The following is an 18,424-nucleotide window of genomic DNA, read 5'->3' as shown; positions in this document are numbered from 1 at the left end:
CATGAAGACATTTGCCATATTCGCCGCGAGCCTGCTCATCGCCTCTGCGGCCTTTGCCGAGGATTACAAGGTCGGCAACCTTATCATCAGCCATCCGGCGTCCCACGCCATGGTGCCCGGCGCCAAGGTCGGTGACGGGTTCGTGACGATCACCAACAATGGCGAGCAACCCGACACTCTGATCGCAGCACGTTCGCAACGCGCCGGCCTCGTCCAGGGTGAGCTCAAGGGCGGTCTCAGCATTCCTGCTGGGCAGACCGTCAAGCTGGAGCCGAACTACCATCTGATGTTCATGAATGTCGAAAAGCCATTCAAGCAGGGCGAGAAGATCGAGGCGACGCTGACCTTCGAAAAGGCAAGCGAGGTCCCGGTCACCTTCGCTGTCGGCAAGATCGCCGGGCCGCTCGGTCCCGACGACGACCAGTCCCGGGCGATGGACATGAAGGGCATGGATATGAGTTCCATGCCGATGCCTGATGATCCGCAGCAGACCATTCCTAAGACCTTGAAGACAATGTTCGAGACGGCGGACAAACCGCTGACCGTCGAACCCGTGGTGGTCCAGGCGGATTGGGCAATCGCCGGGTGGCAACAGGATGGACGTGGCGGCCGCGCGCTTCTCAAAAAAGGGCATCATGGCTGGCGTGTGCACCTGTGCAGCGGTGACGGCATCAAAGACGCCGCATCTCTCCAGAAGATCGGTCTTTCCACAGACGACGCGGCGGCGCTTGCCGCAAAGCTGAGGGATGCCGAAACGACGATCGACCCCAAGGTTCTCGCACTCTTTGCAAGTTTCGAAGGCACAGTGATGATGGCCGACGACGCCAGTGCCGGAGCACACGCTGGTCATGAGGGTCACTCAAAATGAAGCCGAGAACCCTCGCTATCACAGCACTCTCTGCGAGTGCTCTGTTTGTCGCCGCATTGATTGCGGTCATGGTCTCGATCTACATCGAGGAACCGCGAACCGGCCCGTTCGACGTTTCCTTCACCCTGATGGATGATAGGGGTAGCCGTGTCGATCAGTCGATCTTCAAGGGGCACCCGGCGCTTGTCTATTTCGGCTATACGCATTGCCCCGAGGCCTGCCCGACGGCGCTCTATGAGGTGGCGGATTGGCTGGATACGCTTGGGGAGCAGGGAAAGGCTCTGAAGGCCTATTTCTTCTCGATCGATCCTGAGCGCGACACACGGGAGGTGATGCATGATTACGTCACCGCCTTCAGCCCGCGAATTACGGGAATTACAGGCAATCCAGACGAAATGAAAAAAGTAGCCGACGGCTGGCTCGTCCATGCCTCCAAGCTGCCGAGCGAGAATGGCGACTATCACATGAGCCATACCGTCTCGTTGCTGCTGATCGGCGCCGATGGCCGCCTCAAGGGCCTGATCCCGTACGGTTTGGATCGAAAAGCAGCGCTTGCCAAGATCCGCAGCCTTCTTCTCAAGCACACAAAGGACGCCTGAGATGAACCGAATGGAGTTCAACACGCTGCTTGCCGCATCCTCGCTGGCGTTGGCCGCCGGAGCGGCGCCAAGGCCAAATGTGTCACGAGTGTCTGCACGGGATCGTTGCTGCTGGGTGCCGCCGGCCTGCTGCAGGGAAAGCGCGCGACATCGCACTGGTACACCCGGGACCTGCTGCCGCTCTTTGGGGCGACGCCGGTTGAAGCACGCGTCGTCGAAGACGGCAATGTCATCACCGGTGCTGCCGTGACGGCCGGCATCAACTTCGGCCTGACGCTCGCGGCCCGGCTCCGTGGCGAGGAGACGGCGAAGTTCATCCAGCTGTTGATCGAATACGACCCACAGCCACCTTTCAACGCCGGATCACCTGATAAGGCGGGGAAAGCATTAGTCTCTTCTGTGCTTTCCCGGCGGGCCGGAGCGCTCGACGCCGCCAAAGCGGCAGCCGAGCGCGTTTCAAGGCGGCTCTGACGATGGCCGGAATTTTATTCAGGCAGCGTCACTCCCAATTTCCTTCACGAGGACATCGACCATGTCGAAAAGCGTTTCCTTGATTGCCGCCTTAACCTTTGCTTGCTTTTTCTCCAACTCAGCTATGGCTGAAGACATCAACATTGGCGCCCTCAGGATTTCCGAGCCCTATGTCAGGGCAATGGTTCCCGGCGCGCCGGTCGGTGGCGGCTACATGACCATCACCAACACCGGCACCACCGACGACCGGCTGATCGCCGCCAGTTCGCCGCGCGCAGGAACGATGCAGATCCATGAGATGACGATGGACAAGGACGTGATGGTGATGCGGGAGCTTGCGGACGGCCTGGCCATTCCCGCCGGCAAGACCGTCGAACTGAAGCCGGGCGGCTATCACATCATGTTCATGAAGGTCGGTGAGCCCTTCAAGCAAGGCGAGATGGTCACGTCGACGCTGAGATTCGAGAAGGCTGGCACAGTCTCCGTCCATTTTCCCGTCGGGCCCGTCGCCGGTGGCAGAGGAACTCATCAGGAGATCGCAAAGTGAGAAACGTCTCAGGTGACCCAAACTCGAAGCTTCTAACGCGAAGGACATCGAGATGAAGATGGGAGGAAGGACTTTGGCCACCGCCCTTGCAGCCATCTTGCTGCTTGCTTGTGGCGGGATCGGGTGGTTTACCTGGACCAAGTTTCAAGACGCGGGGGCCGCCGAGAGCGCGTTTGGTGCAGCCTTCAAGCTGACCGACGACCGCGGCCAACCGATCACCGAAGCCGCACTGCAGGGACATCCGTCGCTGATCTATTTCGGCTATACCCACTGCCCGGATGTCTGCCCGACAACGCTCTACGACATGGCCGGCTGGTTCAAGACGCTCGGGCCAGACGCAGGTGGGTTGAAGGCTTATTTCTTCTCGGTCGATCCTGAGCGGGATACTGCCGAGATCATGCACAGTTACACCTCCAACTTCACCGACCGGATTACCGGGATTACCGGTGACCCGGTGGAGATGCAGAAGGCGGTCAAGGGCTGGCGCATCTACGCCAAGAAAGTCCCGACCCCAGATGGCGATTACACGATGGACCACACCGCATCGGTTGTGCTCGTCGATGCCAAGGGGAATTTCAGAGGCACGATTTCCTACGGCGAAGATACGGAGGTCGCATTGAAGAAAATCCGTAATGTCGTCCAGTAGCCTATAGAGCGCCTGCGGTGCGGAGTGCCTGTGGTTCGGCGCAACAGCATACGCAAAACCGGACTTCATCCAACCGACATTGCCCGATCATCAGGATTCCCTGCAGATCACCAACAAAAGGAAGATCAACATGCCCCAGATCAAGACGCTTGCTTGTGTCGCAGCTGCCGCCAGTATTGCCTTCGCCAGTCAGGCTTTCGCTCATGCTCATTTGAAGTCGGCTGCGCCAGCGAGCGACAGCACGGTGAAACAGGCGCCGTCGGAACTCGACCTCACCTTCACCGAAGGGCTGAACCTCAAGTTCAGCGGCGTCAAGGTCACCGGCCCCGACAAGGCGGCCGTCAAGACCGGCGGAGGCTCGCTGATGGATGGCGACATGACATTGATGGTGCCGGTGTCCGAAAAGCTCGAACCCGGCAAGTACACGGTGGAATGGCATGTGCTGTCGACGGATGGGCATAAAACCAACGGGACCTACAGTTTCACCGTGGGGCCATGATCACGCCCCAGACCGCTCTCGTCCTCTGCCGCTTCCTGCTCTTCGGCGCGGCGATGCTGCTCTGGGGTACGTTCGCTTATCTCAGCGCCCTCGTGCCGACGGATCTCGCACGGCGGATAGGCGGCCGGCTTCAGATCTATGCATTCTTCGGGATCGCAGTTGTCGTCGCGACGACAGCTGTTCTCCTGCCGCTCAGAGCCGCGGTCGTTGGCGAAGGATGGAGTGATGCCATTGATCCATTAACGATCGTCGCCGTGCTGTTCGACACCAATGTCGGGTGGGTTTGGCAGTTGCAGGCGGCCGCGGCTGCCCTGCTGGGGCTTTCCGGTTTGCTTTCCGCTCACCGGCGCCAGGCGGCAGTTGCAGTTTCTTCGGGATTGCTGCTTGCATCACAGGCCTTCACCGGCCACGCGGCAATGAACCAGGGCTGGATCGGCTTTGCGCATCAGCTGAATGATATCGTACACCTGCTCTCCGGCGGCGCTTGGCTCGGCGCCCTTTTGCCGGTGCTTCTGCTTCTGCCGCTTTTGTCGGATCTCAAGCTGGCGCCTGAAGCACGCACCGCGCTTATAAGGTTCTCGAACGCCGGACACGCCGCAGTGGCCATTGTGCTCCTAACCGGGATCGCCAACATGATGCTGATCCTGGGCAGCTTGCCGCTCGACTGGTCTTTCCCCTATCAGGTGATGCTGTCGATCAAGATCGTCCTGGTCATCGTCATGGTGACCTTGGCGATCGCCAATCGCTACCTGTTCGTGCCCAGGCTGTCGCGCGGCATGCCATGGGCGCGAGAAGCGATCGTTCGGGCGACCTTGGCCGAAGTTGTACTGGGCTTGGTCGTCCTTGCGCTTGTCGCCTGGTTCGGCACGCTTGCGCCGACATAATATGGCGTCGAGTTAGCCGTGTTCGAATGGGGATGAGCTACGTCGATGGATTTGGTTCGGACATTCGCGGATCTCTGAACTCCTTTACGCCGGGGATCGCGAGCGCAACGAGAGGGATCGTCATGACGAGCACGCCAGCCAGAAACAACCCTCCGAGGCCGAGCTGATGTCGCAGTTTAAGGTGCGCAAGATGATCGCCGCTCGGGCAAGACAGGAGCTATCCGGGATGGGGATCATCGTGGCCGTCCCCGGTATAGGCTCTTTCGTCTCGACCAATGCTCGGTCGATCAATAGGCCGCCTGAAGTAAACGACGAACTAGCGAGAGGCTCGCCAATCGAGGAAAATTGAGGAATTATGTGGCGACGCAGCCTCTCTTCCGGGGGTAACGCCATAAAGTTCGGGATGCGATCCCCGGGCGCCCGGCCTGTGGCACCGGAGTTTCTGCGACATATGCGATCGCTGAATCCGCCGACGTAATCAATCAGTGCAGGATCTGGCTGAGGAACAGCTTGGTGCGCTCATGCTGCGGATTGTCGAAGAACTCCTTCGGAGAGTTCTGTTCGACGATCTGGCCCTGGTCCATGAAGATGACGCGGTTGGCGACCTGACGGGCGAGGTCCATTTCGTGGGTGACGCAGAGTATGGTCCTGCCTTCCTCGGCAAGCCCGACCATGGTGTCGAGCACTTCCTTGATCATTTCGGGATCGAGTGCCGAGGTCGGCTCGTCGAACAGCATGATCTTCGGGTTCATGCACAGCGACCGGGCGATCGGCTTTATGCCAGCTTCGATTCAAGCGGCCGGCGACCTTCTGCTTTGTCTACCTGCTCGAGCTTACGACCCACGCCTTGAAGGGATTGGAACGCTTCGCTATTTCGACTCTGTGGGATGGCGATCATGTTTGGAACTACACGCTGACGGCAAAGGCGCTGCGACGTCAAATGATAGGTGGCTCTAGTCGTTACTGATCTTTGGCCGGCCTGAATCGCCGCCTCCGTAATATGAGCGCAATTCTCGTTCGGTCCGCCGGCTTGGAGCGCGGTACCCGCCCTTCGACAAGACGAGCGACTTCCTCAACACCTCCTATGATGTGAGCACACCAATTCATCGTCGAACGTGGCATTTCTCAAGCACGACGCGCTCCTCGATGACGGGATCCATGTCGCGTGGCGCGCAGGCGAGGTCATTACACCGTGATGACACAGGGGGCGCGGCCACGTTCTCCTTGTTGAGGTAACGGCCGGCAACCAACCGCAGGCTTTCTGGTTAGAGCCGACGAACAATGGAAGGAGGACACGATGACGCTGGTGCCATTCCACTACGCGGGCAATGACGATCCTATAATCTTCATAAATCCGGAGCACGTGGTCGCTGTCAGGGCGTTCACCAACAGCACCCACGTCTATGTCAGCGTGCTCGGGAAAGACGCCTCGCCGAGCTATTATCCCGTTAGAGAGACGATCGAAGAAGTCGTCAAGCAGCTAACCGGCTAGCATGCCCAGCGGCCGGAACTTCCACACCTCATCGATGTTGTAGTCCGCATGAGCAACACAGAGAAAAAAGCCACGGAAGGCATGATCAAAGTGCTGGCCACCCTCGTTGTCGCGGTAATCATTGCGGTGGCGTATCTGGCTTTCTTCACGCCGGGAGAGGTTTAGGCTGAACCGGCCCAAGTGCGCCGATCGTACGAGTGCGGCCAACAACTGCAGCAGATCGGCCCGGCACCGCGGCCGATGGCTTTGCCTCCAACTGGAGCAGGCGAGATGAGCGAGAACTTCAGCGCCAGAGAGACCTTGGCCATCTATGGCGAGTGCGCAACCACGATCACATTCGTCCGGGATGCATCTTTCACCGAGGAAAAGACGTTCCCGACCATGCAAGATGCAATCGACTACCTGAAAACAATCGACCCTACCCCGCGCGGGATCGTTCTCCATATTCGCGCTCACGGTTGCGACATCCCATTCGACCGCGATAACGTAGCGAAGCTGATGCGGGAGCTCTGATTATGGCCAAGTTTCAATATAGCGGCTGCGCTCGTCCTCCGACTAGCCGGACAGCCCCTTTCTAGTGAGATGCGGCTCCTGCCTATTGCAGGACGGCGAGGCCGTTTGAGAACTTCTGACCCTGCAAAACTGCGTAGCCGGCAGCATTGATCGCTTTGATCGGAGAATTTCCGGCGGGGCCACACCATTCATAACCGGCCTCTTCCTCGTATCCCTGATCTCAGGGATCGCCCTTTTCTTCCATACCCTTCCAATCCGTCTCGAGCATCCGACTCCCTTGTAGTCGAGCGCCGCAATCCGGTGTCTCACACAACACCATGCCATGCGTAAGGCAACTACCTCAGTTGCGGTTTCGACGAGGACTGCACCGCATGGGGTGAAACCTTGTGTGGCTTACTCGGGGCGGTCTTTTCAGCACGCTGCCGCGCCGGCCCCCCTGTACTGACAAGATTGTGCGCGGTGTTGATCAATCCGATGTGGGAAAAGGCTTGAGGGAAATTGCCGAGGAGTCGTCGGCCCACGGTGTCGAACTCTTCTGCGAGCAAGCCGAGGTCGTTGCGAAGGCCGAGCAAGCGATCGAACAACTCCTGTGCATCCTGCCGCCGCCCGGTGAGCACATAAGCATCAGACAGCCAAAAGCTGCACGCCAGGAATGCACCTTCGCCGCCCCTGATCCCATCGTCGGTCTCGTTCGTGGAGTAGCGCATAACAAGCCCGCCCTGCAGGAGTTCCCGCTCCACCGCCGCGATTGTACCAATCACGCGCGGGTCTTCGGCTGGCAGAAAACCGACCTGCGGCATCAGCAATAGGCTCGCATCTAGCGTGTCACCGCCGTAGTATTGGACAAAGCTGTTCTTTTTCTCATCGAAACCCTTGGAGCAGATTTCGTCATGAATTTGTTTGCGCACCTCACGCCAATTCGCCACGGGGCCTTCAAGACCGTACCGCTCGGTGCAGATGACGGCTCGGTCGAATGCCACCCAGGCCATCATGCGCGAGTGGGTGAATGCGCGTGGCGGCCCGCGGACTTCCCAAATGCCGCGATCCGGCGTTTGCCAAGCAGTCACCAGGTGAGCGAGCAGCACCTTTTGCAGCCGCCAGGCCTCCTCTTGCGGCTGCAGTTCGGCATCGCGCGCTGCGTTCAGGGTGTCGATCAGTTCGCCATAGACGTCGATCTGCACCTGGCCGGCAGCCTCATTGCCGATCCTGACGGGAACGCTTCCTTCATAGCCCTTAAGCCACGACGCTTCGAACTCGGGCAGCCAGCGCTCTCCCGCGATCCCATACATGATCTGGAGTTGTTCCGGAGCACCCGCTACTGCGCGCAGCAGCCATTTACGCCAATCCTCCGCTTCTTGGCGATATCCCGAATTCAGCAACGCATAAAGCGTCAGGGCTGAATCGCGCAGCCAGCAATAGCGATAGTCCCAGTTGCGCGTGCCCCCGATCTTCTCGGGAAGCGAGGTGGTGGGCGCAGCCACAATCCCGCCCGTTGGTGCGTAAATTAGCATCTTGAGGGTAATAAGCGAGCGGACCACCGGCGCGCGCCAAGCTTCCGGCATATCTTCAAAGCTGCCGTGCTTTACCCATTCCCGCCACCAGGTCGTTGCTCGATCGAGTTCTTCCAAGCGATCGCGGACGAAGTGCGGCTGATCGTTCGAAGGATGGTACGACATCGTCAACGGCACCGCATCACCGGCCGCCACGGAAAAGCGCGCGCACGTCTTCATGTTGCGGCCTTTGAGCTTTAAATCAGTATGAAGTTCGACGGCGTTTGGTCCCGCAATCGCGCTGAGGCCATAATCCTTGCGCCGGACCCAAGGCACTGCTTGGCCATTTTCGAACCTCAGCACGAGTTCCATCTCCATGTCGACAGTGCCGGAGATGCCTGTCACGATGCGGATCAAATCAACATGGCGGTCGCCTTCGTTGATCGGCATGAAATCGGTGAGGGTGACGACGCCGGTCGCCGTTTCGAACCGCGTTTCCAAAATTGCAGTGTCGGGAAGGTAGCGCCGGCTTGTTTCCGTTTTTCCCACTGGTGCGATCTTCCAGCGGCCGTTATCGGAGGTGCCGAGAAGTGCGGCGAAGCAAGCTGGTGAATCGAAGCGCGGCAGGCATAGCCAATCGATCGATCCATCCTTACCTACGAGCGCCGCGGACAGCATATTTCCAATTAGTCCGTAGTCCTCGATCCGCGTTGCCATTTCCCAATCACCCACCATGCGCAAACGAGGGATAGTCCGTCATACCGCCATCCACAAAGATCGTCGTCGCGGTGACATAGCTGGCTGCATCAGACGCCAGCATGATGGCGATGTTCGCGACATCCTCGGGTTCGCCTATACGGCGCAGTGGGATCTTCGTGAGTAGGTCTCTGTAGCCCTCAGCATCCCGCCAGACTGCCCGGTTTATTGGCGTGCGAATTGCCCCCGGCGCGATGCAAAGTACACGAACCCCATGCGGCGCCGCTTCCTGCGCTAGCGACTTGGACATCATTGAGACGCCCGCCTTGCTGGCTGTATATGCGCTGTAGCCGGCCCAGGCGATCACTTGATGAACGCTGGTGGTGTTGAGCACAACGCCCGACCTCTGAGCGACCATGCGTCTCAGCGCTTCGCGCGCGCACAGATATGTTCCCTTCAAGTTGACGTCGACGACCTTGCTCCAGGCGTCGGTGTCGGCTTCCCATCCGAGCGCACGTTCGCCGTCGATACCGGCGTTGTTTACCAAGATGTCAATCCCGCCCCAGGCATCGTCGATGGCTTTGAACATCGCCTCGACTGCTTCGGGATCGCTGATGTCAGCCCTCAGTTGCAGAGCTTCGCCACCAGCGACGGTGACTTCCTCAACGAAGATATCGGCTTGTCTTGGGTTGACCAGGTAGTTGATCGCAACTCGTGCATCCTCGGCGGCGAAGGCTTTTGCGATCGCGGCTCCCAGACCAGAGTTGCCTCCCGTTACGAGAACACGTTTATTGGTCAGCCCGAGGTCCATCTTGGTTTCCGCTAAATCAACCAAATCGGCGCTCCACACGCCACATGCCGGTAACGCCAGAGGAAAGTGCGTTGTTCCGCGCTGACAAACGGACCTGGAGCCGAGAGCCGCGGTCCCACAACATCACCGTGCCGCCACCATATTGCCTTTCGGGACCGTGCCTACATGGTCGGGCGGATGATCTCCGACCTCGACAGCCAATCTCTTGTCGAGGGAATCAAGCGGCGGCCCCTTGATCACTGCCGAGGACTTCAACACTCCGTCAAGTTCGAGCCTCAGATCACAGTGAAGCCGGGTGGCGTCGTCAGGACTTAGCTAACCTGATGATCAAGATCCGTGTCGGCGAAGGAGCGACTGCAGCCACGCGCGGACATCAAAATCACCGACGTCGGACCCATCTTGAGGACGACCGGCGACACCAGAGATGATGCCGAGCTCGGTCAGCGGCGCTGGAGCTGGCCTGGACGGAAGAAGCGGCTGGCGTATCATTTTCGGTGTCGGAGGGCCGGGAATTCACTTCCAACCGCTGCCTGATCATTGCCGACGGTTTTTTTGAGTTCACCGATCCGAAGGACCCCAAGGGGCAAGGATAAGGAGCTGTTCGCCAAGGATGAGCCGATCTTCTGCATCGCCGGCATCTGGGCGACACACCGGAAGTGGGCCAAGCCTTCACCATGCTGGCGATGGATCCGGGCCGGAAATTACCCCTCACCACGACCGGAAGATACGATTAGACCGCCTTGGCGCCCATCGCGTTTGCGAGCGTCTCACGCTGCGCACGCGCTGGTGACGCTGAGGGCGAGTGATGACTGACCGCACCGGCGAGCGAAAGGGTAGGCCGCCCGCCAGCCTGCACCTTGAACCGCGAAATCAACCGCGAAAGAGAAACGACTTCTTCCGCCAGTCGGCTGGTGCTTGCGGTGGCTTCCTCGACCATGGCCGCATTCTGCTGCGTGACCTGATCCATCTGATTGATGGCTGTATTGACTTCTGAAAGACCGGTGGTTTGTTCCTTCGCCGCAGTGGCGATCGACTGGACGTGTTCGTTGATCCTGGTTACCTGACCCTGGATCAGGCTCAGTGCCTCGCCGGTGGCGGTCACAAGTCTCACGCCGCTCTGCACTTCGGTTCCGGAGCGCGTAATCAGATCCTTGATGTCCTTGGCGGCGCGAGCAGACCGCTGCGCAAGCTCGCGGACTTCTTGGGCGACGACCGCAAAACCTTTCCCCGCCTCTCCGGCGCGCGCTGCCTCGACGCCGGCGTTAAGCGCGAGCAGGTTCGTTTGAAACGCAATCTCGTCGATCACGTTGATGATCTGGCTGATCTCGCCGGAGGCCTTCTCGATACGTCCCATGGCCGCGACGGCATCGGCGACCACTGCGCTCGATTGATCTGTGCTTCTGCGCGCCTCGGTGACCATGTGACTGGCTTCAGCCGCGCGCTCCGTCGAACTCTTTACCGCCGATGTGATCTCCTCCAGACTTGCGGCGGTTTCCTCCAATGCAGCCGCCTGCTGCTCGGTACGCTTGGAAAGATCGCCAGACGCGTGGCTAAGCTCGCCGGTGCCCGAATTGATCGTGTCTATCGCCGCGCGGACTTCTGCCATCACGGTTCTCAAACCGTCCATTGTCGCATTCACGTCGCGTTTGAGTTCTGCGAATGAGCCTTGAAATTCGCCCCGCATCTCGTTCGTGAGATCCCCATGCGCCAATGCCGCGATGACGCGTTGGGCTTCGCCAACACCACGGTGCACGGAGGCTACAAGCTCATTGACGCTTGCCGCGAAACGATCAAGATCGGGATTGTCATAGGCTTTCTGAATTCGCTGGGTAAAGTCTCCAGCAACGGCCGCAGCGACGACCGTCGAGATATTCGAGGACAAATCCGCGTTCTTCTCCTGCAGGGCACGCTCCTGGGCATTAAGTTGGCGGATCCGAATGCCGTTCTGCTTGAACACGTCCACAGCGCCAGCCATTTCGCCAATCTCGTCGGTTCGACTTGCGAACGGCACTGCGGTTTCGAGGTCGCCGTCGGCAAGCTGTTTCATGCTCGATGTCAACTGACCGATGGGGCGGGCGATCGCCTTCGAACCAAAGATTGCCGAGGCGACAAGCGTTGCAACCACGAGGAATCCCATCCCAAGGCTGATTTGCAACGCCAGGCTCGATGCGGACGACATCTGGACCCCGGCTTCCTCCGCTTTGCTTTTGGCCGCATTCACGCACTCATCGAGTAACGACCCGATCTGATCGGCAATGTTCAAAAGCTTGCCCTGTGCAGTTTTTTCCTCAGCAGACGCTTCCGAACCGTTGCTAGCGCTGCCTAATCTGGCGTCTATCGAGTTGGACAGACCTTCGTATTCGGTCATCCACTGGCTCGTCAGCTCGGCAACTTTAGCTATCCGATCTTTGTTAGCCTGGAGCGTGACGTGCGCGCTTGCGCTCGCCAGGTATTTGGTCACCGATTCATGCCGTTTGCTAACATACTCGCGCGCTTTCGTTGCATCGATGGAAGTCTCCGCCAGACGTAATTCCAACATTCCCATCATCATGCCGCGCAGCGATGCTTTTGCGTCCACCAGATCCCGGGAAATGACCAGCTGCATCCGTCCGAAATCGGCGCTTCTACCGGCCGAGGCGTCGCCAAACCAGACCGCCGCCAGCAAGGCTAAGACCATGAAGATGCCGACCGCTGACATGGCGGTCAGTTTAGCACTGATGCGGGTGAAAAGTTTGGATGGCATAGTCTCACTCCTGTCGCACGGGGCCGCCGAGGCTCCGGGGCGATGCAATCGGTCAACAAGCTGGACAGGCATGTTCCAGCGGCACATGCATTCGGAACTCACACACGTCTCCACACACTTTGAGACGAGGTGGTTGATTAGAATTATTACAGAGTGCTTAAGTTTCCGTTGAGGCTATTTGTGCACCGATCGAGCGACGAAGCGCACTGCTCAAGCCGCTTCTTCACGCTTGCGGCGGAATTTCGCGTCAGATCATTCCGAGACGCTGTGCCAAGGCTCGCCGCATTCCGATGTCATCGGGCTTTCGCATGAGGCGGCCCTGCGGCCCTCCTGTAGGGATGCCGATGAGCGCTGGTCGCCTTGAACAGAATCGAACCGGCGACACCTTATTCAAATCTGAGATTGTTCACTTGCAACAGGCTTGCAGTCGATCCTTGGCTCAAAAGGCGAGGAACCGCAACATCTTCACCGTTCAAACCGCTCCAGCATTTTTCTTAGCCGCGCATTTTGCAGCTTCAGCTTTCCGGCCAACTGACCTCTGAGCACCCTGATCTCTTCATCCAGGTTCATTTCATCTGCAGCGTGCACAATCTGGAAGGTTTGGGAACCGTTCGAAATCCCCACCGCTTCTTTGCGGCGAGTTCTTTGCTTGCGCGGTGCGACTTTGACAGTTCGCCTGATCTGCGTAGCATCATCATGTGCAGCGGTGACGTCGATGCCAGTACCGCCGGATAAAGCCGGATGAGCGGCCCCGACGGGTTTGGTATCTTCGAGATCGACCTTATCGCCGCCACCGTTTACGGCTTCTCCGGAATGCACAGGCTCGACGGAAATTGCAGCGACTTGACCGTGACGAGGTAGCTCTTCATTTGCCGGTCGATCAGTGCCATTCACGCTCTCCTCGGCAGGCGCTTCAGTCGGACCGGCTATAGTCGACGCGTCCGGCGTAACCTTCGCGGTCGAGCCGTTTTCTCGCTTCTGTTCGCGCCCCGGTGAGATCAGTCGGGCAAGAATCTTCCAGGGAGACGCCATCTATCCGACCTCGCGCTTTATCCCGCAAGCAGGCAGTGAGTTTTAGTTCCGGCAACAGCATCCACCGCCGCCAAAATGTATCCTGGATAAGCATGGAAATGCGGCCGGCGGTTGATCGGCTGCCTATACGAGCTTGAGCCGCTTGCGCAGATCGGCATTTTCAGCGCGAAGTTTTTCAGCCAGAAGCTTGCGCAGCCGCTGATTTTCCTCTTCCAACTGCAAGAGATCCGCCATCTCATCGATCGCCGTCATCGGCGCGGCCGGCGCTGTCTGCACAGCCTTTGGAGCACGGCGCACAGGTGCGCGTTTGGCACTCGCCGCAGCTTCGACCACCTTTGTCTTGCGCCCTCTCCTCTTCACACCACCGGCCCCGGCCAGAGCAGCTGCTGGCTCTGCCATAGCGTCCGCTGACGGGCTCTCGAGTGCCGCCGCTTTCTTGGCGCGGGGTTTGCGCTGTTTCTTCGGCGCGATAGGCATTTCAACAACGATCGGCGCATCGGCACTGCTTGCCGTATCAGTCTCGTCGGCCAAGCTCATCTCCTGTGTATCTGATGCAGTTGTTGACGCCCCGAGAGGCGGTGTCAACAACGCCTCGGCTTGATCTGGTTCCGGCAATGACATCTCATTGTTGGATTTGCCACTCTGAGAGCTACCCGACAGAAACGGCAATGCCTCTTCCTCCAGGTCACGAGCGACGGACTTTAGATCCATGTTGCCCCAGATCGAGTTCGACCTGGTATCAAGCTTTCGCCTGCCGCTTTTGTACTCGACGGCAAAACTGCGTTGCACTTTTTTCAATATAGGAGGGCCTTGGCGGATCCGCGGGATGGTTTGGTGAAATGCTGGTATACCCGCAATAACGGTTAGCGGACTGCCAGTCTATAGACATGCTCATATCAGATCCACCGCACCATTCCGGGAGCAGAATTTGTGGCCAATCGAATGGGAGCTGAGGCGGTCTACGCTCAACGCTCATGAAAAGGATATGAGCGTTGAAGACAACAAGCGCATCGTGCGCGAGTTTTGTGATCACTTTAAGACATCAAATGCTGATGGTCTAATTGATGGCATGACAGAGGACGCAACTTGGTGGGTTAACGGAAAGCCGCACCTGTTTCCGTCGGCCGGGACAAAGACGAAAACGGAAGCTGCAAGCATGTTCCGCAACATGTTTACGGCCTATTCGAACGGTCTTGATATGAAAGTCATCAACCTGATCGGCGAAGGAGATAGCATCGCTGCTGAGGCGCGATCGCAGGCAACCACGAAGTCCGGCAAGATCTACGAGAACGAATACTTTATTCTGTTCAAGATCCGCGATGGAAAGATTGCGAGCCTAAGGGAATACACCGACCTTATGCATGTCCAAGAAACCTTCGGCTAAGGCCATTGCGACCAAGCCCGCTTCCCGCTTTGAGCGCCGCGCAGCGGACGGAACCGGCTCGACGCTAATCGGCCTTCTATCAGAAATCGCTCATTCTGCCCGTTGGCGCCGCGATGCGCATCGCTGGTCTTGAACGGATACGACCTTCGGCTCCTGCGCTTCTGCTGTTAAGTGGCTTGAATTAAAGAGCATTTCCCATGAGACCGATCCTAAACAGCAAACTGTCCCATAGCAGTGGACAGAAATCTTGGGTGCCGACTCAATAAAGCTTTTGGGAAACGCGCTCGGCCATGAAATCAATGAAGGCGCGAACTTTGGGCGCTCGTGCCGACATAGGGGCCAGACGAGCGAAACGCTGCCACGTTCGTCCGTGTAATCTGCGAGGACAGCTTGAAGCCGTCCCGCCGCAATGTCTTCGCTTACGAGATAGCTCGGCGCCTGAATAATCCCCAAGCCACCCAGTGCGGCGGATGCAAGTGCCTCGCCGTCATTTAAAACGACAGAGGGCTTGATTGGCGTTAGTTGGAGTGAATTTTTGAACGCCCAAACTTCCGGCCGACCGGTGGTTGGAAAACGATAAAAAACACAGCAGTGATTATGGAGATCTGACGGAGTTTGCGGGGTGCCGCGGTGTGCAAGATATTCCGGCGAGGCGCATGTTATGAATGTGTGTGGTCCGATCCTCCGTGCGCGTAAGGTCGAATCGTCCAGCTCACCTAGACGCAGCACCACGTCATACCCACCATTGATAATATCAACCTTGACGTCATCGAGGCTGATCTCGGTCGTCACATCTGGAAAGCGGATGCGAAAATCGAGGAGCGCCGGCATGATGATCTTGCGACCTAAGACTGTGGGCACACTCACCTTAATGCGGCCTCGGGGTGCCTTTTGAACCAAGTGAAGCTCTTGCTCAGCGTCATGCAGTTCTTTCAATATGCGGGCGACGTATCGATATAGAATGTCGCCTTCCCCGGTCACGGCTAGCGATCTGGTCGTACGGTTCAGCAATCGCAGGCCTAGACGCGCCTCAAGTCGCTCCACCGCCTTTCCCACGGCCGATGCAGATAGACCAAGCTTCCTTCCCGCAGCCGCAAAACTTCCGGTTTCGACGGCGACTGAAAACGCGACGAGGCCGCTAAGGGATTCTATTGAGACGATTGAAGACATTATGTCCGGTATGATGCGACGAAGACCCCCATTCCGTCAACAGCCGCGATTCTCCAATATCAACAGCAACTGTTCGCGCAGACCGCTACTAGAACGTCGAGCTAAGCATTGGGAGGAAGTAATCATGTCTCACACTCATGCTCGTGTCCCCCGTCGTTGATCATTCAACGCGCCGGGTAAAGGATCAAGCAAGCAATGACAGGATTGCGGCAGGTAATATTCGAACGCCTGAAAACGACTGCGATGGTGTGGCTCGCCGTCTACCCAAGCGTCCTTCTGATTATTTGGATTGTAGGCGACTGCATGCAGGATTGGCCAATGCCGCTGCGAGTACTCGGCGCAACGCTCATGGTTGTGCCAATTGTCACCAACGTTAGCCAACCCGCAGTCAGGACAATTGTCGGCAAAATCGAACAGGTAATGGTGCAGTGGCAATCACGTAACCGGCTCTAGCCTCGTCCTTTCCGGACGGATACTCGAAAGCGGAAGGATCCACAGATATGACGATGCCCCTCGACAACATACCGAGCCGCAAAGCCTTCAATTGGATCAGCGGATCTCAATGCCAAGAAGGTCAGTTGAAACAGTCAATAGACCCAGCGACTTATAACGTAATCGGCCATTACCCCGACTACGGCCTTGAGGCAGCGAAATTTGCGGTGGCAGCAGCCTCTAAAGCCTTTCGCGAAACAATGTGGGCGCATGATCATGAATTACGGGCTCGTGTGCTCGACCAACTAGCATGCGCCTTCGAACGCAATCGCGACAGACTACTCGAAATTCTGTCGTTGGAGAACGGCAAGGTAAAGGCTGAAGCTGCATTCGAGCTGGACATGGTTGCGAGCAAACTCCGCTACTCGGCAGCCACTGCCCTGGTCGAAGGTGGACGGGCATTGACACCAAAGCCCGGGAGCATCTCCGTGATCCTTCGGCAACCGATGGGAGTCGCGGCGGTCATTGCACCTTGGAACTCTCCGGTTATTCTGACGATCCGATCACTCGCCCCAGCGCTCGCTGCTGGTTGCACCACCGTCATCAAACTCCCGGCACAAGTCGCACAGACGGCAAGCGTCATGGCCGAGATTATGGCGGAAGCAGAGGATCTTCCGAATGGCGTGATCAATCTGTTTTTCGAAAGCGGTCCTGAGGGCTCCGCTTATCTCGTGGACTCGCCGGAGGTTCCAGTCGTCAGCTTCACCGGATCTACCCGTACCGGCCGAGCCATTAGCAGCCGGCGCGAGATACCTCAAACGTTTCGGAATGGAGCTCGGCGGCAAGACGCCGATGATCGTCTTTGACGATGCAGACCTTGATGCCGCCTTGCCGGTACTGGAACAGGCGCTGACTGTCTTCAGCGGTCAGTTCTGCATGACGGGGTCCCGCTTGCTCGTGCAGGATGGAAAATATGAGGCCGTGCGCAACGGCTTGGCGGAGAGATTGCGCAACGTCAAGGTTGGCCCCGCCGCCGACCCCTCCAGCGATATGGGCCCGCTGATCGACCGCGCTAACGTTGCGCGGGTCGATGGTGTGGTCGAGGCCGCTATCGCAGCCGGCGCGAAGGTCGTCGAGCGTGGCGGCCCCATCAATGTGGGTCCCCTTGCAAACGGCGCTTTCTTTCGCCCGGCCCTTCTGGAAGTCTCCGACAACAGTCTTGCTATCGTACAGGAGGAGACTTTTGGTCCAGTGCTGACGATTCAGCGGTTCTCTGACGAGGCGGAAGCGATCCGTCTTGCCAACGACAATGAGTACGGACTGTCGGCCAGCATCTGGACACGCGATGTAGATCGATCCTTGCGCGTCGCGCAGGCGCTCGAAGCAGGCTCGGTGTGGATTAATGACTGGGCGAAGGTCTACGACGGTACCGAGGAGGGCGGATTCAAGCAGTCTGGCGTTGGCCGCTTGAACGGTCTGGCCGCGCTGGACGATTTCATCGAACACAAGCACATCGCGCTCAAGCCGGGCTTGGCGCAACGCTGACACCTCAATTCCCAAAGTCACTTAGAAGGAGGAATATACGATGTCTATCAATGCGCACGCTGAGAAGTTGTCTAAAGCCGAGCCTGCATCCCCCACGTCACCGTTGGGGGTATTGCAGTCGATCCTGTCGAACCCGACTGACCTGGATTTCGTAAAACAATTCACGACGGACGATTTCATTTATGTTTCGCTGAACTATGAGCACGCGGAGCTGAAGCGGATCATGCCTTGGGCCGGTACCAACGAAGGTACCGAAGGGCTGGTTCAGACTTTTATCGATGTCGGCCGTTACTGGACGACAGACAACTTCGAAATTCAGGACAGCTTCGAAAATAAGAACGGAGCAGCGATCTTCGGCACGTTCACCTACACATCAAACGTTTTGGGCAATACGGTGACGTCGCCCTTTTCGGTTCTGGCGCGCGGTGAGAACGGCAAGCTGTCTTATGTGCAGTTTATGGAAGATACTTTCGCAACGGTCCGCAGTTTCAGAAACGGCGGCGAGTATTCCATCAAAGCGAACCCAGACGGGTCCGAAATCACTGTCTGAATGTAGGTCTGCCTCGCGGCAACGATCACTAACTTGATGTAATAGGTTTCGG

At 58.0% G+C, this 18,424-nt stretch carries 17 protein-coding genes and 4 pseudogenes; 13 read left to right on the top strand and 8 right to left on the bottom strand.

The features are described 5' to 3' along the window. The first annotated feature begins 1 nt into the window (after position 1). The 7 genes from N2600_RS26860 (at position 2) to copD (ending at position 4,514) form a co-directional block, all read left to right on the top strand. The gene (locus N2600_RS26860) at positions 2-868 is read left to right on the top strand and encodes a copper uptake system-associated protein (RefSeq protein WP_260299445.1); all 867 of its coding nucleotides are present in this window, start codon (positions 2-4) and stop codon (positions 866-868) included. Beyond that, positions 865-1,467: an SCO family protein gene (locus N2600_RS26855; RefSeq protein ID WP_260299444.1), complete on the top strand. Its 603-nt coding sequence runs from the start codon at positions 865-867 to the stop codon at positions 1,465-1,467. Before N2600_RS26860 ends, N2600_RS26855 begins: the two co-directional genes overlap by 4 nt. A 105-nt stretch (positions 1,468-1,572) precedes the next feature. Beyond that, the gene (locus N2600_RS26850; RefSeq protein WP_445944953.1) at positions 1,573-1,938 is read left to right on the top strand and encodes a DJ-1/PfpI family protein; all 366 of its coding nucleotides are present in this window, start codon (positions 1,573-1,575) and stop codon (positions 1,936-1,938) included. 61 nt (positions 1,939-1,999) lie between these two features. Beyond that, positions 2,000-2,485: a copper chaperone PCu(A)C gene (locus N2600_RS26845; RefSeq protein ID WP_260299443.1), complete on the top strand. Its 486-nt coding sequence runs from the start codon at positions 2,000-2,002 to the stop codon at positions 2,483-2,485. Between the two features lie 52 nt (positions 2,486-2,537). Further along, a complete protein-coding gene (locus N2600_RS26840) occupies positions 2,538-3,131 on the top strand; it encodes an SCO family protein (protein WP_311319308.1) in 594 nt (197 codons plus the stop codon). 130 nt (positions 3,132-3,261) lie between these two features. Beyond that, positions 3,262-3,630 (top strand): copper homeostasis periplasmic binding protein CopC, encoded by a 369-nt coding sequence (gene copC, locus N2600_RS26835; protein ID WP_260299442.1) that lies wholly within the window; start codon positions 3,262-3,264, stop codon positions 3,628-3,630. Further along, entirely contained in the window at positions 3,627-4,514 is an 888-nt protein-coding gene (copD, locus tag N2600_RS26830) for a copper homeostasis membrane protein CopD (protein WP_260299441.1), read from the top strand. Before copC ends, copD begins: the two co-directional genes overlap by 4 nt. 482 nt (positions 4,515-4,996) lie before the next feature. On the opposite strand, the pseudogene N2600_RS26825 reads toward copD, so the two are convergent. Then, a pseudogene (locus tag N2600_RS26825) lies at positions 4,997-5,284 on the bottom strand (AAA family ATPase); the annotation flags it as partial. A 527-nt stretch (positions 5,285-5,811) separates the two neighbouring features. Between N2600_RS26825 and N2600_RS26820 the strand changes: the two are divergent. Next, positions 5,812-6,006: a hypothetical protein gene (locus N2600_RS26820; RefSeq protein ID WP_260299440.1), complete on the top strand. Its 195-nt coding sequence runs from the start codon at positions 5,812-5,814 to the stop codon at positions 6,004-6,006. Positions 6,007-6,276: 270 nt separating this feature from the next. Further along, on the top strand, positions 6,277-6,519 hold the full coding sequence (locus N2600_RS26815) for a hypothetical protein (protein WP_260299439.1): 243 nt from the start codon (positions 6,277-6,279) through the stop codon (positions 6,517-6,519). Between the two features lie 335 nt (positions 6,520-6,854). On the opposite strand, the gene N2600_RS26810 is transcribed toward N2600_RS26815, so the two are convergent. The 3 genes and pseudogenes from N2600_RS26810 to N2600_RS26800 all read right to left on the bottom strand — a co-directional run. Next, a complete protein-coding gene (locus tag N2600_RS26810; protein ID WP_260299438.1) occupies positions 6,855-8,726 on the bottom strand; it encodes a glycoside hydrolase family 15 protein in 1,872 nt (623 codons plus the stop codon). 7 nt (positions 8,727-8,733) lie between these two features. Further along, on the bottom strand, positions 8,734-9,516 hold the full coding sequence (locus N2600_RS26805) for a glucose 1-dehydrogenase (RefSeq protein ID WP_260299437.1): 783 nt from the start codon (positions 9,514-9,516) through the stop codon (positions 8,734-8,736). 106 nt (positions 9,517-9,622) lie between these two features. Further along, positions 9,623-9,819, bottom strand: a pseudogene (locus tag N2600_RS26800) (DNA polymerase ligase N-terminal domain-containing protein); the annotation flags it as partial. Between the two features lie 17 nt (positions 9,820-9,836). Between N2600_RS26800 and N2600_RS26795 the strand changes: the two are divergent. Next, a pseudogene (locus N2600_RS26795) lies at positions 9,837-10,243 on the top strand (SOS response-associated peptidase family protein); the annotation flags it as partial. A 3-nt stretch (positions 10,244-10,246) separates the two neighbouring features. Here the strand turns inward: N2600_RS26795 and N2600_RS26790 are convergent. From N2600_RS26790 to N2600_RS26780, 3 genes are all read right to left on the bottom strand, one after another. Beyond that, positions 10,247-12,259, bottom strand: a complete 2,013-nt coding sequence (locus N2600_RS26790; protein WP_260299436.1) for a methyl-accepting chemotaxis protein — start codon at positions 12,257-12,259, stop codon at positions 10,247-10,249. Positions 12,260-12,724: 465 nt separating this feature from the next. Next, positions 12,725-13,291, bottom strand: coding sequence for a hypothetical protein (locus N2600_RS26785; protein WP_260299435.1), 567 nt, complete (start codon positions 13,289-13,291; stop codon positions 12,725-12,727). 123 nt (positions 13,292-13,414) lie between these two features. Then, the gene (locus tag N2600_RS26780) at positions 13,415-14,089 is read right to left on the bottom strand and encodes a transcriptional regulator (protein WP_260299434.1); all 675 of its coding nucleotides are present in this window, start codon (positions 14,087-14,089) and stop codon (positions 13,415-13,417) included. A gap of 187 nt (positions 14,090-14,276) precedes the next feature. Between N2600_RS26780 and N2600_RS26775 the strand changes: the two genes are divergently transcribed. Next, a complete protein-coding gene (locus N2600_RS26775) occupies positions 14,277-14,675 on the top strand; it encodes a nuclear transport factor 2 family protein (protein WP_260299433.1) in 399 nt (132 codons plus the stop codon). Positions 14,676-14,765: 90 nt separating this feature from the next. Here N2600_RS26775 and N2600_RS26770 read toward each other — a convergent pair whose 3' ends face one another. After that, positions 14,766-15,845: a LysR family transcriptional regulator gene (locus N2600_RS26770; protein WP_260299432.1), complete on the bottom strand. Its 1,080-nt coding sequence runs from the start codon at positions 15,843-15,845 to the stop codon at positions 14,766-14,768. Between the two features lie 506 nt (positions 15,846-16,351). On the opposite strand from N2600_RS26770, the pseudogene N2600_RS26765 reads away from it, so the two are divergent. Together N2600_RS26765 and N2600_RS26760 are read left to right on the top strand one after the other, a co-directional pair. Continuing rightward, positions 16,352-17,822 (top strand): annotated as a pseudogene (locus N2600_RS26765) (aldehyde dehydrogenase family protein). A 40-nt stretch (positions 17,823-17,862) separates the two neighbouring features. Further along, complete coding sequence (locus tag N2600_RS26760) at positions 17,863-18,372, top strand: nuclear transport factor 2 family protein (RefSeq protein WP_260299431.1); 510 nt, start codon at positions 17,863-17,865, stop codon at positions 18,370-18,372. Positions 18,373-18,424: the final 52 nt, after the last annotated feature.

Origin of the sequence: Rhizobium sp. WSM1274 (assembly GCF_025200775.1) — a bacterium.
Lineage (GTDB): Bacteria > Pseudomonadota > Alphaproteobacteria > Rhizobiales > Rhizobiaceae > Rhizobium > Rhizobium leguminosarum_I.
The sequence above is the reverse complement of the archived record's forward strand: the minus strand, read 5'-3'. Positions and strand labels throughout refer to the sequence as shown.

Excerpts from the sequence above, each read along its gene's own strand:
- N2600_RS26860 (WP_260299445.1), top strand. The coding sequence starts at position 2 with ATGAAGACATTTGCCATATTCGCCGCGAGCCTGCTCATCGCCTCTGCG.
- N2600_RS26855 (WP_260299444.1), top strand. The coding sequence starts at position 865 with ATGAAGCCGAGAACCCTCGCTATCACAGCACTCTCTGCGAGTGCTCTG.
- N2600_RS26845 (WP_260299443.1), top strand. The coding sequence starts at position 2,000 with ATGTCGAAAAGCGTTTCCTTGATTGCCGCCTTAACCTTTGCTTGCTTT.
- N2600_RS26840 (WP_311319308.1), top strand. The coding sequence starts at position 2,538 with ATGAAGATGGGAGGAAGGACTTTGGCCACCGCCCTTGCAGCCATCTTG.
- copC (WP_260299442.1), top strand. The coding sequence starts at position 3,262 with ATGCCCCAGATCAAGACGCTTGCTTGTGTCGCAGCTGCCGCCAGTATT.
- copD (WP_260299441.1), top strand. The coding sequence starts at position 3,627 with ATGATCACGCCCCAGACCGCTCTCGTCCTCTGCCGCTTCCTGCTCTTC.
- N2600_RS26820 (WP_260299440.1), top strand. The coding sequence starts at position 5,812 with ATGACGCTGGTGCCATTCCACTACGCGGGCAATGACGATCCTATAATC.
- N2600_RS26815 (WP_260299439.1), top strand. The coding sequence starts at position 6,277 with ATGAGCGAGAACTTCAGCGCCAGAGAGACCTTGGCCATCTATGGCGAG.
- N2600_RS26810 (WP_260299438.1), bottom strand. The coding sequence starts at position 8,726 with ATGGCAACGCGGATCGAGGACTACGGACTAATTGGAAATATGCTGTCC.
- N2600_RS26805 (WP_260299437.1), bottom strand. The coding sequence starts at position 9,516 with ATGGACCTCGGGCTGACCAATAAACGTGTTCTCGTAACGGGAGGCAAC.
- N2600_RS26790 (WP_260299436.1), bottom strand. The coding sequence starts at position 12,259 with ATGCCATCCAAACTTTTCACCCGCATCAGTGCTAAACTGACCGCCATG.
- N2600_RS26785 (WP_260299435.1), bottom strand. The coding sequence starts at position 13,291 with ATGGCGTCTCCCTGGAAGATTCTTGCCCGACTGATCTCACCGGGGCGC.
- N2600_RS26775 (WP_260299433.1), top strand. The coding sequence starts at position 14,277 with ATGAGCGTTGAAGACAACAAGCGCATCGTGCGCGAGTTTTGTGATCAC.
- N2600_RS26770 (WP_260299432.1), bottom strand. The coding sequence starts at position 15,845 with ATGTCTTCAATCGTCTCAATAGAATCCCTTAGCGGCCTCGTCGCGTTT.
- N2600_RS26760 (WP_260299431.1), top strand. The coding sequence starts at position 17,863 with ATGTCTATCAATGCGCACGCTGAGAAGTTGTCTAAAGCCGAGCCTGCA.